11 protein-coding genes are annotated in these 12,858 nt (G+C 72.9%); 3 read left to right on the top strand and 8 right to left on the bottom strand.

Going from position 1 to position 12,858, the window contains the following annotated elements; all coding sequences use genetic code 11:
- Positions 1-29: 29 nt before the first annotated feature.
- The 6 genes from hflX to miaA form a co-directional block, all read right to left on the bottom strand.
- Positions 30-1,523 carry a GTPase HflX gene (gene hflX, locus EV562_RS30665; RefSeq protein WP_133890112.1) on the bottom strand — a complete coding sequence of 498 codons (1,494 nt, stop codon included), beginning with the start codon at positions 1,521-1,523 and terminating at the stop codon, positions 30-32.
- A 146-nt stretch (positions 1,524-1,669) separates the two neighbouring features.
- Complete coding sequence (locus EV562_RS30660) at positions 1,670-3,229, bottom strand: M1 family metallopeptidase (protein ID WP_243860266.1); 1,560 nt, start codon at positions 3,227-3,229, stop codon at positions 1,670-1,672.
- A gap of 84 nt (positions 3,230-3,313) precedes the next feature.
- A complete protein-coding gene (locus tag EV562_RS30655) occupies positions 3,314-5,485 on the bottom strand; it encodes an HD domain-containing protein (protein WP_133890211.1) in 2,172 nt (723 codons plus the stop codon).
- A gap of 231 nt (positions 5,486-5,716) precedes the next feature.
- A complete protein-coding gene (gene dapF / locus EV562_RS30650; protein WP_133890111.1) occupies positions 5,717-6,622 on the bottom strand; it encodes a diaminopimelate epimerase in 906 nt (301 codons plus the stop codon).
- Positions 6,623-6,708: 86 nt separating this feature from the next.
- Positions 6,709-7,209, bottom strand: coding sequence for a hypothetical protein (locus EV562_RS30645; RefSeq protein ID WP_166662082.1), 501 nt, complete (start codon positions 7,207-7,209; stop codon positions 6,709-6,711).
- A 107-nt stretch (positions 7,210-7,316) separates the two neighbouring features.
- The gene (gene miaA / locus EV562_RS30640) at positions 7,317-8,255 is read right to left on the bottom strand and encodes a tRNA (adenosine(37)-N6)-dimethylallyltransferase MiaA (RefSeq protein WP_133890109.1); all 939 of its coding nucleotides are present in this window, start codon (positions 8,253-8,255) and stop codon (positions 7,317-7,319) included.
- 182 nt (positions 8,256-8,437) lie between these two features.
- On the opposite strand from miaA, the gene EV562_RS30635 reads away from it, so the two are divergent.
- The gene (locus tag EV562_RS30635; protein WP_133890108.1) at positions 8,438-8,722 is read left to right on the top strand and encodes a hypothetical protein; all 285 of its coding nucleotides are present in this window, start codon (positions 8,438-8,440) and stop codon (positions 8,720-8,722) included.
- 24 nt (positions 8,723-8,746) lie between these two features.
- Positions 8,747-9,064 (top strand): antitoxin, encoded by a 318-nt coding sequence (locus tag EV562_RS30630; protein ID WP_133890107.1) that lies wholly within the window; start codon positions 8,747-8,749, stop codon positions 9,062-9,064.
- 130 nt (positions 9,065-9,194) lie between these two features.
- On the opposite strand, the gene EV562_RS30625 is transcribed toward EV562_RS30630, so the two are convergent.
- Both EV562_RS30625 and miaB read right to left on the bottom strand, forming a co-directional pair.
- Entirely contained in the window at positions 9,195-9,911 is a 717-nt protein-coding gene (locus EV562_RS30625; RefSeq protein WP_133890106.1) for a class III extradiol dioxygenase subunit B-like domain-containing protein, read from the bottom strand.
- A 50-nt stretch (positions 9,912-9,961) separates the two neighbouring features.
- A complete protein-coding gene (miaB, locus tag EV562_RS30620; RefSeq protein ID WP_133890105.1) occupies positions 9,962-11,479 on the bottom strand; it encodes a tRNA (N6-isopentenyl adenosine(37)-C2)-methylthiotransferase MiaB in 1,518 nt (505 codons plus the stop codon).
- Between the two features lie 138 nt (positions 11,480-11,617).
- Between miaB and EV562_RS30615 the strand changes: the two genes are divergently transcribed.
- Positions 11,618-12,790, top strand: coding sequence for a cellulose-binding domain-containing protein (locus EV562_RS30615; RefSeq protein ID WP_133890104.1), 1,173 nt, complete (start codon positions 11,618-11,620; stop codon positions 12,788-12,790).
- The last annotated feature ends 68 nt before the right edge of the window (positions 12,791-12,858 follow it).

Raw genomic sequence — 12,858 nt, 5'->3', positions numbered from 1 at the left:
CTTCACGGCCGCGCGGGGCGGCCGGGGGCTCAGGCGAGCGGTGCCGGAACGTACGGCGTGAGCTCCGCCGCCAGCTCCTCGTGCACCCGCACCTTGAGCAGGGTGCCCTCCGGGGTGTGCTCCTCGGAGATCACCTCGCCCTCGTCGTGGGCGCGGGCGACCAGCTTGCCCTGGGTGTACGGCACGAGCGCCTCGATCTCGACCGAGGGACGCGGCAGCTCGTTGTCGATCAGCGCGAGGAGCTGGTCGATGTTCTGACCGGTGCGCGCCGAGACCGCGATGGACCGCTTCTCGACCCGCAGCAGCCGCTGGAGCACCAGCGGGTCGGCCATGTCGGCCTTGTTGACCACGACGATCTCGGGTACGGCGGTGGCGCCGACGTCCCTGATCACCTCGCGAACGGCGGCCAGCTGCTCCTCCGGGGCCGGGTGCGATCCGTCCACCACGTGCAGGATCAGGTCGGAGTCGCCGACCTCCTCCATCGTGGAGCGGAACGCCTCGACCAGGTGGTGCGGCAGGTGCCGGACGAAGCCGACGGTGTCCGCGAGGGTGTACAGGCGGCCGCTCGGCGTCTCCGCGCGGCGCACCGTCGGGTCGAGGGTGGCGAACAGCGCGTTCTCCACCAGCACGCCCGCGCCGGTGAGGCGGTTGAGCAGCGAGGACTTGCCGGCGTTGGTGTAGCCCGCGATGGCGACGGAGGGCACCTTGTGACGCTTGCGCTCCTGGCGCTTGATCTCGCGGCCGGTCTTCATCTCCGCGATCTCACGGCGCATCTTCGCCATCTTCTCGCGGATCCGGCGCCGGTCCGTCTCGATCTTGGTCTCACCGGGACCACGGGTGGCGAGGCCGCCGCCCTTGCCACCGCCCATCTGCCGGGACAGCGACTGACCCCAGCCGCGCAGCCTCGGCAGCATGTACTGCATCTGCGCGAGCGCCACCTGCGCCTTGCCCTCTCGGGACTTGGCGTGCTGGGCGAAGATGTCCAGGATCAGGGCGGTGCGGTCGATGACCTTGACCTTGACGACGTCCTCGAGGTGGATCAGCTGCCCCGGGCTCAGCTCACCGTCGCAGATGACGGTGTCCGCGCCCGTGTCGAGGACGACGTCCCGCAGCTCCTCGGCCTTGCCGGAGCCGATGTAGGTGGCGGCGTCGGGCTTGTCCCGCCGCTGGACGACACCGTCGAGCACGAGCGCGCCCGCCGTCTCGGCGAGGGCCGCCAGCTCGGCCAGCGAGTTCTCCGCGTCCTGCACGGTGCCCGAGGTCCACACGCCGACGAGCACGACCCGCTCCAGACGGAGCTGGCGGTACTCGACCTCGGTGACGTCCTCGAGCTCGGTTGAGAGCCCCACCACACGGCGCAGGGCCGCGCGGTCGGAGCGGTCGAACTGCTCACCGTCCCACTGCGAGTCGTTCTCTCGGTTCCGGGCGACGTCCTCTTCCATCAGGGCATCGGCCCGAAGGCCCTCGGGATAGGTCTGCGCGAGACGCTTGGTGTCCTGGGAGGGGGAAGAAGAGGAGGTCATTGGATCCTTACGTAGCCGGGAAACGGTGGGCGCGGCACATCCGCCGCGACATCCTGTACAACGTGCGGGCCGCCGGGGAGATTCCCGTGGCCCGTACCGCGCCGTCCCGAAGATGGTCGCACGGCACGGGCCGTCTCGTCACCGGCTTATTCCCCGTGCGCCTGGTGCGAACCCTTGGCGGGGGCCTTGGCGGAGTGCTTCGCGGGGGTCTTCGAGGCGTTCTTGGTGGCGGGGGTCTGCTTCCAGTCCGGGTGGCCGGGCATCGGCGGGGTCTTCTCGCCGTACAGCCAGGCCTGGAAGAACGCGCCCAGATCGCGGCCGGCGGTCTCGGATGCGAGCCGGACGAAGTCGGCGGTCGTGGCCGTGCCGTCCCGGTGCCGGGCGACCCACGCGCGTTCGAGACCTTCGAAGGCGGGCCGGCCGATCTCCTGGCGCAGCGCGTAGAGCACGAGCGCGGCGCCGTCGTACACGTTGGAGCGGAAGATGCCGGTCTTGCTGCCGTTCTTCGGCGGCTTGGGGGCGGCGGGCGGGCCGCCCGCCGTGCGCCAGCGGTCGGAGGCGCCGTAGGCGGCCTTCATGCGGGTCGCCAAAGGCTTGTCGGCGGTCTCCTCCGCGTACAGCGCCTCGTACCAGGTGGCGTGTCCCTCGTTGAGCCACAGGTCGGACCAGGTGGCCGGGGCGACGCTGTCACCGAACCACTGGTGGGAAAGTTCGTGGACCATGATCGACTCGACGTACCACCGGGGGTAGGCGGGCTCGGTGAACAGCTCCCGCTCGAAGAGGGAGAGCGTCTGCGTCTCGAGTTCGAAGCCGGTGGTGGCGTCGGCCATGAGCAGGCCGTACGTCTCGAAGGGGTAGCGGCCGACCTTCTCCTCCATCCACGCGATCTGTCCGGGGGTCTTCTCCAGCCACGGTTCGAGCGCCGCGCGGTGCTGGGTCGGCACGACGTCCCGGACGGGGAGCCCGTGCGGTCCCGCGCGGTGCAGGACCGTGGAACGGCCGATGGACACCTGGGCCAGTTCGGTGGCCATGGGGTGCCCTCTCCGGTAGGTCCAGGTGGTCGCTCCGGCCTCCCGCTCCACGTCCGTCGGCAGGCCGTTCGCGACGGCCGTGAGCCCGTCGGGGGCCGTGATGCGGAAGGTGAACCGCGCCTTGTCGGAGGGGTGGTCGTTGCAGGGGAAGACCAGGTGGGCGACGTCGGCCTGGTTGGCCATGGCGAGGCCGTCGGCGGTGCGCACCCAGCCGCCCTGGCGGTCCTCGGGATACACGGGGTCGCTGCTGTGCCGCACCGTGATCCGCGTCCACTCGCCCTCGTCCAGCGCGTCCTCCGGCGTGACGACGAGGTCCTCGCCGGCCGCGGTGAAGCCCGCGGGGTCGCCGTCGACCTCGACGGAGTCGACCTTGCCGTGGGCGAAGTCGAGGTTGATCCGGTCCAGGTCGGTCGTTGTGCGGGCGTCGATGGTGGTGACGGCCTTCAGCGGCTTGCCGTTGTCGCCGGAGTAGGTGAAGGAAAGGTCGTACGCCGCCACGTCGTAGCCGGGGTTGCCCAGGTGCGGGAAGAGGCGGTCGCCGAGCCCAAGCGGGGCCGGCGGGGCGCTCGCCGCGACCAGGCAGACGGAGACGGCGCAGGCGAGCAGCGCCGCGGCTCTGAGCCGCCGGGGGCGTGCGCGGGGGCGTGGCGGCGGGAGGTGAGGGGAGTGCAGCATCCCTCACCGCTATCAGCGCGCGCGTGTCCCGCGACGACGGCGCGCGCCCGGGGCACCCGAACGGGTTCGGTGCGGCGCGCCGGGTCAGGCGCCGGTCGGCTGCGGCTGGGCGCGGCTGACGTCGTACACGCCGGCCACGTCGCGCATGGCCCGCATGAGGGCGGGCAGCCGGGCCGCGTCCGGGAGCACGACGGTGTAGCTGTGCCGGACCCGCTGGCGGTCCGGGGGTTCGACGGTCGCGGAGACGATCTCGGCGCCTTCGAGGGCCATGGCCTCGGTGAGGTCGGCCAGCAGGTGCGGGCGGCCGAACGATTCGGCGAGCAGGGTCACCCGGCACCCGGTGCTCTCGCCCCAGCGCACCCCTACCTCCGCGCGTCCGGTGCTCTTCATGCGCGCCACCACGGCGCACTGGGCGCGGTGCACGGTCACCACTCCGCCGCGCACGGCGAATCCGGTGATCTCGTCCGGCGGTACGGGGGTGCAGCAGCCCGCCAGCCGCACCGTCGCGCCCGGCGGGTCGACGAGCACGTCGGCGGAGGCGGGGCGCACGGGCGGAGCGTCGGCGGCCGGACGCGGGGCGTCGGGGTGGGCGTCGGGTGCGGCGGCGCCGCGGGCCGGCTCCGCCGCTTCGGGCGCCGGTTGCGGGGAGGCCGCCAGCCGGCGCTGGATGGCGATCCGCGCGGCGGGGGTGTGGGCGTGCTCCAGCCACTCCCTGGAGGGCTCGGAGGCGGGGTCCTGTCCCATCAGCAGCTGCACGGTGTCGCCGTCCCGCAGCACCGTGCTCATGGTCGCCAGCCGGCCGTTGACCCGCGCGCCCATGGTCGCGTGCGCGTCCTCGCCGTACTGGGCGTATGCGGCGTCGACGCACGTCGCGCCCTCGGGGAGGCCGAGGGTGCCGCCGTCGGGGCGGAAGACGGTGATCTCGCGGTCCTGGGCGAGGTCCTCGCGGAGGGTAGACCAGAAGGTGTCGGGGTCGGGGGCGCCGCGCTGCCAGTCGAGCAGCCGGGACAGCCAGCCGGGGCGGGTCGGGTCGGCGCGCTCGCCGTCGCCCGCGCTCTGCTCCTCGGACGGCTGGGCGTACGGGTTGCCGAGCGCGACGACGCCGGCCTCGGCGACCTTGTGCATCTGGTGGGTGCGGATGAGGACCTCGACGACCTGGCCGTCCTGCGCGCGGGCCACCGCCGTGTGCAGCGACTGGTACAGGTTGAACTTGGGGACGGCGATGAAGTCCTTGAACTCCGAGACGACGGGGGTCATACAGGTGTGCAGTTCACCGAGGACGGCGTAGCAGTCGGCGTCCTCCTGCACGAGCACCAGGAGGCGGCCGAAGTCCGCGCCGCGGAGCGTGCCGCGCTTGCGGGAGACACGGTGCACGGAGACGTAGTGCCGGGGGCGGATCAGGATCTCGGCCTGGATGTCGGCCTCGCGCAGCACTCCCCGTACCTCGTCGGCGACGGCGGTGAGCGGGTCGTCCGCGCGGGCGGCGTTCTCCTGGACCAGCTCCCGCGTGTGCGCGTACTCCTCGGGGTGCATGACCGCGAAGACGAGGTCCTCCAGCTCGGACTTGAGCGCCTGGACGCCGAGCCGTTCGGCGAGCGGGATGAGGACGTCGCGGGTGACCTTGGCGATGCGTTCCTGTTTCTCGCGGCGCATGACGCCGAGGGTGCGCATGTTGTGCAGCCGGTCGGCGAGTTTGATCGACATCACCCGGACGTCGTTGCCGGTGGCGAGGAGCATCTTCCGGAAGGTCTCGGGTTCGGCGGCGGCCCCGTAGTCGACCTTCTCCAGCTTGGTGACGCCGTCGACGAGGTAGCGGACCTCGGCGCCGAACTCCTCGCCGACCTGGTCGAGCGTCACGTCGGTGTCCTCGACGGTGTCGTGGAGGAGCGAGGCGGTCAGCGTGGTGGTCTCCGCGCCGAGTTCGGCGAGGATCAGGGTGACGGCGAGGGGGTGGGTGATGTACGGCTCGCCGCTCTTGCGCATCTGGCCGCGGTGCGAGGACTCCGCCAGTACGTAGGCGCGGCGCAGCGGGTCGAGGTCGGCGTCGGGGTGGTGGGCGCGGTGGGCCTCGACGACGTGGCCGATGGCGTCGGGCAGGCCCCGGCTGCGGGTGGTGGCGCCGAGCAGGGCGGCGCGGCCGAGCCGGCGCAGGTCGATCCGGGGGCGGGCCTTCCTGCGGGGTGCCGGCGCGACGGCACCGGTGGCCGCGGGCGGCACAGGGCCCGGGGTCGCTGGGTTCACGGCCTCCGCGTTCATGGGCACCTCCGGCTGCGCGGACCGGCGGACGGGGAATCCCAGGGCGGACACGGCTCAGGGGATGGTGTCGGTCCCCCGTCCGGGCCGGTGCTTGATGCTATCGAGCCCATCACGTGCGGCCGACCGCCTCTCGCCGAGCGTGAAACGGATCACCCATTCGAGCGATGGTCCGAGGGTTTACGTTTTCGCACTGAGTGTCTTGGACCGGGCTGTGGTTCACCGCGGCCGTGCTCACCGGGTCGTGATGCAGCCGAGCACCCCCTCCAGCCAGGCGGAGTCGAACTCGCCCTCCGCGACGATCACGGCGGGTCCCGTCATCTCGATCTCGCCGTCGGGGTGCTCGGTGATCACCAGGGTGCCGCCGGGCACGTCGACGGTGTAGGTGGCCGGGGTGCCGGTGACCGCCGGGTCGGCGCCGTCCCGGCGGGCGGTGGCCACGGCGACGGCGCACGCGCCGGTACCGCAGGAGCGGGTCTCACCGGAGCCGCGCTCGTGCACGCGCATCGCGACGTGACGCGGGCCCCGGTCGACCACGAACTCGACGTTGACCCCGTCGGGGTAGACGTCGGCGGGCTCGTACGGCGGCGGACTGTAGAGGTGGCCCGCGTGGGCCAGGTCGGCGACGAAGGCGACCGCGTGCGGGTTGCCCATGTTCACGTTCCGCGCGGGCCAGGTGCGCTCGCCCACGCTCACCTCGACCTCGCCTTCGGGGAGCCGCGCGCGTCCCATCCCGACGGTGACGTCACCCGGCGCGGAGCTGCCGGAGACCGGCTTGGCGATGTGCACGCGCTTCACGCCGCCGCGTGTGGCGATGGCGAGGTCGCCCTCCGCGACGTGCCCGGCGTGCTGGAGGTAGCGCGCGAAGACCCGCACGCCGTTGCCGCACATCTCCGCGACCGAGCCGTCGCCGTTGCGGTAGTCCATGAACCACTCCGCCTCCGGGGCCATGTCCCTGGCCTCGGGGTGCGCCTCGGACCGCACCACGTGCAGCAGTCCGTCCCCGCCGACACCCGCGCGGCGGTCGCACAGGACGGCGACGGCGGCGGGGCTCAGGTCGAGGGCGTTGTCCGGGTCGGGAACGATCACGAAGTCGTTCTCGGTGCCGTGTCCCTTGAGGAAGGCGATCCGCGTGCTCATTCCTCGATCGTACGGGGTGGGCGCACGGTGCCGACGGGGGGCGGAGGCGGGAAGGGCGTGGACCCGGAGGTCACCGGGGCGCTCCGTCAGCCCCGCAGGCGGGCGACCCGCCACACGGCCAGCACGACGACCGCGGCGACCGCGATCACGTACACCAGGACCGTCCGCCAGTCGGGGCGACGCCCCGACCCGCGCTGCGGCAGGCCCGGCCACGTGTAACCGACCCGGCGGGCGGCCATCATGCCCCAGCCGGCCGCGCAGGAGCAGATCAGCAGGCCCAGCATCGCGATCACGGCGCCGCTGTCGCCGAAGTCGAAGGCGAGCGGGAAGGCGAACATCAGGGAGCCGAGCGCGGCCAGGCACACGATGGGCGCGAGCTGCCAGATGCGCAGCCGGCGCTGGGGACGCAGCTCGACCTCGACCTCGTCCCCGTACATCTCCTCGGGCTCGGGCCCGTCCGCTGCGACACCGTCCGGCGTCGCGTCGGGCCCGTCGGAGCTGAGGGAACCGTCCTCCGGGTCCGGTCCGCCGCGGTCGGCGGTGCCGTGCTCGGTGCTCGGTGCGGTGTCGCGAGGGCCGGCCTCCATCGCCACGCGCCCTCCCAACTAGGACTCACTCGGTCGATCGAAGCTCGATGATGGCACGCCACCGGAGGCCCGGATGACGGGCGGGGCGTCCCGATGCCATCACGTGATCAGGCTGTAACCGGTCGTTCGACCAACGACAGAGCGAGCCGCGGAAGTTCCGTGCGGTCCGCCACGCCCCCACTCAGCCAGTGCACCCGTGGGTCGCGCCTGAACCACGAATCCTGGCGGCGCGCGAAGCGTTTGGTGGCACGGACGGTCTCGGCGCGCGCCTCGTCCAGGGTGCACTCGCCGGCCAGCGCCGCGAGGACCTGCTGGTAGCCGAGCGCACGGGACGCCGTACGCCCCTCGCGCAGCCCCTGCGCCTCCAGTGCCCGCACTTCTTCGACCAGTCCGGCCTCCCACATCCGGTCGACCCGCAGGGCGATGCGCTCGTCCAGTTCCGGGCGGGCGACGTCGACGCCGATCTGCACGGTGTCGTAGACGGAGTCGTGACCGGGGAGGTTGGCGGTGAAGGGCCGGCCGGTGATCTCGATCACCTCGAGGGCGCGCACGATCCGGCGTCCGTTGCTGGGGAGGATGGCCCGCCCCGCCTCCGGGTCGGCGGCGGCCAGGCGGGCGTGCAGCGCGCCGGGACCGTGCCGTTCGAGTTCGTCCTCCAACCGGGCCCTGACCTCGGGGTCGGTGCCGGGGAACTCCAGGTTGTCGACGGCCCCGCGGACGTAGAGGCCGGAGCCGCCGACGAGGACCGGCCAGCGCCCCTGGGCGAGCAGGGCGTCGATGCGCTCCCGCGCGAGGCGCTGGTACTCGGCGACGGACGCCGTGACGGTCACGTCCCAGATGTCCAGCAGATGGTGCGGGACGCCGCCGCGCTCCTCGGGCGTCAGCTTGGCGGTGCCGATGTCCATCCCACGGTAGAGCTGCATGGAGTCGGCGTTGACGACCTCGCCGCCGAGCCGCTCGGCCAGGAAGACGCCCAGATCGGACTTTCCGGCCGCGGTGGGTCCGACTACGGCGATGACGCGGGGTGCGGAAGGTGCGCTGCTCACCGCACCAGTCTCGCAAACCTCTCACCCGGCCCTCGAACGAGTTACGTGACGCTCCGCGGCGGGGGTCGTTGCCCGTTGCGAGGTTCCCGCTCCCCGGACCACCGGGTCATGGCCCCGGCCACGCAAACGGACGCACCGGACGCCGCGGGATTTCGCCCGCACGAGTAACGTATGGAGTTGATATGGGCGTTTTTGCACGGCTTCTTCGGAGGTCGAAGGGCACCGAGGAGGTGTCGGCCGCCGAGGCGCGGACCGACACCCCGGACACCGAGGGCGCGGCGGAGGCCGGCACGGCCGAAACCGAGGCCGCGGAGACGGTCGACACCGGCTCCCGGGACACGGCGGAGGCCGGCGAGGCCGCGGGTTCCGCCACCGAGGGCGGCGACCCGGAGAGCGTCGGCATCCCCAAGCAGCAGTCCGCGGAAGAGGCCGTCGACAACGAGGCCGACAAGGGCGCCCGCACCTGACTGCCCCGTGAGGGAAGGCGAACCATGGGTCTCCTGGACAACTTGAAGGCCAGACTCGAACCGGCGAAGGGCAAGGTCTCCGACCTCGCACAGCAGCACGGCGACAAGATCGACCGCGGTATCGACAAGATGGCGCGGACCGTCGACGAGCGGACCAAGGGCAAGTACAGCGACCGGATCCAGACGGGCACCGGCAAGGCAAAGGGCGCCATGGACCGCCTCGCCCACAAGGACGACGAGGGCAGGGAAGGAGGCGGCGGCACGCCTGGCGGAGCGCCCGGTGGCACGCCTGGCGGCACGCCCGGTGGCCCTCCTCCGGCCGGACCGCCTCCGGCTTCCTGACTCGGCACGTCGTCGGACGGCACGGAGCCGGATCGGGTGATCCGCTCCGGGCCGTCCGCGGGCGCCGGGCGGGCCGCCACCCGGCCGCCGGGATCGGCTGCGCGGTCGCCGGGATCACGCCGCCCGGCCGCTACGACCAGGCGGCCACGACGTATCCCACCCCGTACGGGGCGTCCTCGTAGAGCAGCGTGCCGGTGAGGTCCGCGTGCTCGGCCGCGCCCGCGAGGACCTGCCAGGGAGCCCGGCCGGACACCTTGAGCTCACGCGACAGTGCCACGTCCAGCGCGGCCAGGGCGGCCCGGTCCGCCGCCCCCAGGGCACGCCCCACCGCCGCGTCGAAGGGCGCCGCCCGCTCGTCGAGGTACCCGGGCGCCTTGACCGTGCGGCACGCACTGGCGTCGCCCAGCACCAGCAGCGCCGTCCGCCCGGCTCGCGCGGCGAACTCCCGGCCGACGGCCGCACAGCGCTCGGCGGGCAGCGTCTCCCCCACACCCACGGCGTCCACGGGGGCGTCGGCCCACGCCGTCCGTTCGAGCAGCCAGGCGCCCACGGCGAGCCCGTAGGGCAGATGCGTCCCCCGCTCATCGTCGCCGTCGGCGGCGCCCAGGGAAACGTCCACGTCCACGCCGAAACCGCGGAAGGAGCCCCGCGCGCCCGGCGGGTAGGCCTCGGGTCCGGCGGAGTCCGCGGGGCCGACGACCACGAGCCGGTCGGGACGGGACGCGGCGAGCACGCCCAGCGCGTCCGTGCACGCGGCGCGTGCGGCGTCCAGTTCGGGCGCGGCACCCGCGGCGACCTCGGGTACGAGGAGCGGCGGGCAGGGGCAGACGGCGGCGGCGACAAGCATGATCGGCAGCGTAACCCCGTACCGCCGTCCCCCGGCGGCGCCCCCCGCGGTCAGTCGCAGCCGCAGCCGCTCGCCACCGCCGGCATGGGCTCGGGCACGCCGATCTTCGGCAGGCCCAGCAGGACGCCCGCCGGCTTGGCCTGCTCGGCCGTGTTGCGCTTCTCCCAGGCGTCCCCCGCGCGCGTGCGGCGCACATCGAGCACCGCGCCCTCGGCGAGGAGGTGGTGCGGAGCGGCGTAGGTGATCTCGACCGTCACCACGTCGCCGGGACGGACCTCCTGCTCCGGCTTGGTGAAGTGCACCAGGCGGTTGTCGGGGGCGCGGCCGGAGAGCCGGTGCGTGGCGCCGTCCTTGCGGCCCTCCCCCTCGGCGACCATCAGCTCCAGGGTGCGCCCGACCTGCTTCTTGTTCTCCTCCCAGGAGATCTCCTCCTGGAGGGCGACCAGGCGCTCGTAGCGCTCCTGGACAACCGCCTTGGGGATCTGGCCGTCCATCTCGGCGGCCGGGGTCCCGGGCCGCTTGGAGTACTGGAAGGTGTACGCCTGGGCGAAGCGGGCCTCGCGCACCACGTGCAGGGTCTGCTCGAAGTCCTCCTCGGTCTCCCCGGGGAAGCCCACGATGATGTCGGTGGTGATCGCCGCGTGCGGGATGGCCGCCCGCACCTTCTCGATGATCCCCAGGTAGCGCTCCTGCCGGTAGGAGCGGCGCATCGCCTTGAGCACCGGGTCGGAGCCGGACTGGAGCGGCATGTGCAGCTGCGGCATCGCGTTCGGCGTCTCGGCCATGGCGGCGATGACGTCGTCGGTGAAGTCGCGCGGGTGCGGGGAGGTGAAGCGGACGCGCTCCAGCCCGTCGATGGTCCCGCAGGCCCGCAGCAGCTTGCTGAACGCCTCGCGGTCGCCGATGTCGGAGCCGTAGGCGTTGACGTTCTGGCCGAGCAGGGTGATCTCGCTGACGCCCTCGGCGACCAGGGCCTCGACCTCGGCGAGGATGTCACCGGGACGACGGTCCTTCTCCTTGCCGCGCAGGGCGGGGACGATGCAGAAGGTGCACGTGTTGTTGCAGCCGACGGAGATGGAGACCCACGCCGCGTACGCGCTCTCGCGCCGGGTGGGGAGGGTGGACGGGAACGCCTCCAGGGACTCGGCGATCTCGACCTGCGCCTCCTCCTGCACGCGGGCGCGCTCCAGCAGCACCGGGAGCTTGCCGATGTTGTGGGTGCCGAAGACGACGTCCACCCAGGGGGCCCGCTTCACGATGGTGTCGCGGTCCTTCTGCGCCAGGCAGCCGCCGACCGCGATCTGCATGCCGGGGCGGCTCGCCTTCTTCGGGGCGAGGTGACCGAGGTTGCCGTACAGCTTGTTGTCGGCGTTCTCCCGTACGGCGCAGGTGTTGAAGACGACGACGTCGGCGTCGCCGTCGGCGCTCTCGGGGGCGCGGACGTAACCCGCGTCCTCCAGCAGACCGGACAATCGCTCGGAGTCGTGGACGTTCATCTGGCACCCGTAGGTGCGTACTTCGTACGTGCGCGTGCCGCCCACTGACTGGCTCCGGTCGATGCTGCTCATGGCAACAAGGGTAGGCGGTCGCGATCGTGGTGAACGCCGCCCCGCATCTTGACAGTACACCGTCACCCTCGGTGTGATGCATGGGAGCGCTCCCACTCTACCGGTCCCCTGTTCCGTTTCCCTCCCTGGAGGCACCCTGTGCTCACCCGAGTGCTGCGATTACTGCGCCGGCCCTGGACCGCGGCGGTGGCCGCCGCCGCGCTGGTGGTGTCGGTCCTGGTGACGATCCCCGCGAGCGGTGCGGCGGCCGCCGCCTGCCGCGTCGACTACACCGTCAACGCGTGGGCGGGCGGCTACACCGCCCAGGTGAAGATCATCAACCTCGGTCCCGCCGCGAGCGGCTGGAAGCTGACCTGGACCTACGCCGGCGATCAGCAGGTGACGTCGGCGTGGAACGCGGCGGTCACCCAGACCGGCACCTCCGTCGTCGCCGTCGACGCGGGGTGGAACGGCGCGCTGTCCACGGGCGGCACCGCCGAGTTCGGGCTGCAGGGGACCTGGCGGTCCGCCGACCCCGTGCCGAGCGACTTCGCGCTCAACGGTGTCTCCTGCGGCGACGACGGCGGCACACCGCCCACGACGCCGCCGACCACACCGCCCGGGACGACTCCGCCCCCGTCCGCGGAGTGCGGTGACGCCGTGATCTGTTCGGGCTTCGAGGACCAGGCGGGCTCGGAACCGTCCGGCGACTGGCGGTTCACCGCACCCGACTGCCGGGGCACGGGCGCGGTCGCCGTCGACTCGGCGGTGGCGCACGAGGGGGGCAGGTCGCTGCGGGTCGACGGCAGGGCCGGTTACTGCAACCACGCCTTCGTCGCCCATGCCGCGGACCTGTCGGCGGTCGGTCCGGTGATGTACGTACGCATGTGGGTGCGGCACTCCACCGCGCTGCCGACCTCCCACGTCACCTTCGTGTCGATGCCGGACTCGGCCCAGGGCGGCCGGACGCTGCGGGTGGGCGGCCAGAACGGCGCGCTGCAGTGGAACCGGGAGAGCGACGACGCCACCCTGCCGGCACAGAGCCCGGCCGGGGTCGCGCTGAGCCGGCCGCTGCCGACGAACGGCTGGCAGTGCCTGCGGTTCGCGATCGACACCTCGGCGGGCGACCTGGACACCTGGCTCGGCGACGAGCAGGTCCCGGGCCTGCACGCCGACGGGGTGCCGACCCAGGACGTCGACCAGCAATGGCTCGCCCGCGGTTCCGCACCCCGGCCGACCGCCCTGCGGCTGGGCTGGGAGAGCTACGCGACGGGCGACGACACGGTCTGGTTCGACGACGTGGCCGTGGGCTCCTCCCCGATCGGCTGCTGACCGCCGGGGCGGCGCGCGGGGCGCGGGCGGCGGGCGCGGGCACGGGCGCCTCTGACCGTCACCTCCGC

This window comes from Streptomyces sp. BK208, from assembly GCF_004364245.1.
Taxonomy (GTDB): Bacteria; Actinomycetota; Actinomycetes; order Streptomycetales; family Streptomycetaceae; genus Streptomyces.
This window is presented reverse-complemented; position numbering and strand designations above follow the sequence as displayed.

Coding starts and splice junctions, on each gene's coding strand:
- hflX (WP_133890112.1), bottom strand. CDS start 1,523: ATGACCTCCTCTTCTTCCCCCTCCCAGGACACCAAGCGTCTCGCGCAG.
- EV562_RS30660 (WP_243860266.1), bottom strand. CDS start 3,229: ATGCTGCACTCCCCTCACCTCCCGCCGCCACGCCCCCGCGCACGCCCC.
- EV562_RS30655 (WP_133890211.1), bottom strand. CDS start 5,485: ATGAACGCGGAGGCCGTGAACCCAGCGACCCCGGGCCCTGTGCCGCCC.
- dapF (WP_133890111.1), bottom strand. CDS start 6,622: ATGAGCACGCGGATCGCCTTCCTCAAGGGACACGGCACCGAGAACGAC.
- EV562_RS30645 (WP_166662082.1), bottom strand. CDS start 7,209: ATGGAGGCCGGCCCTCGCGACACCGCACCGAGCACCGAGCACGGCACC.
- EV562_RS30635 (WP_133890108.1), top strand. CDS start 8,438: ATGGGCGTTTTTGCACGGCTTCTTCGGAGGTCGAAGGGCACCGAGGAG.
- EV562_RS30630 (WP_133890107.1), top strand. CDS start 8,747: ATGGGTCTCCTGGACAACTTGAAGGCCAGACTCGAACCGGCGAAGGGC.
- EV562_RS30625 (WP_133890106.1), bottom strand. CDS start 9,911: ATGCTTGTCGCCGCCGCCGTCTGCCCCTGCCCGCCGCTCCTCGTACCC.
- miaB (WP_133890105.1), bottom strand. CDS start 11,479: ATGAGCAGCATCGACCGGAGCCAGTCAGTGGGCGGCACGCGCACGTAC.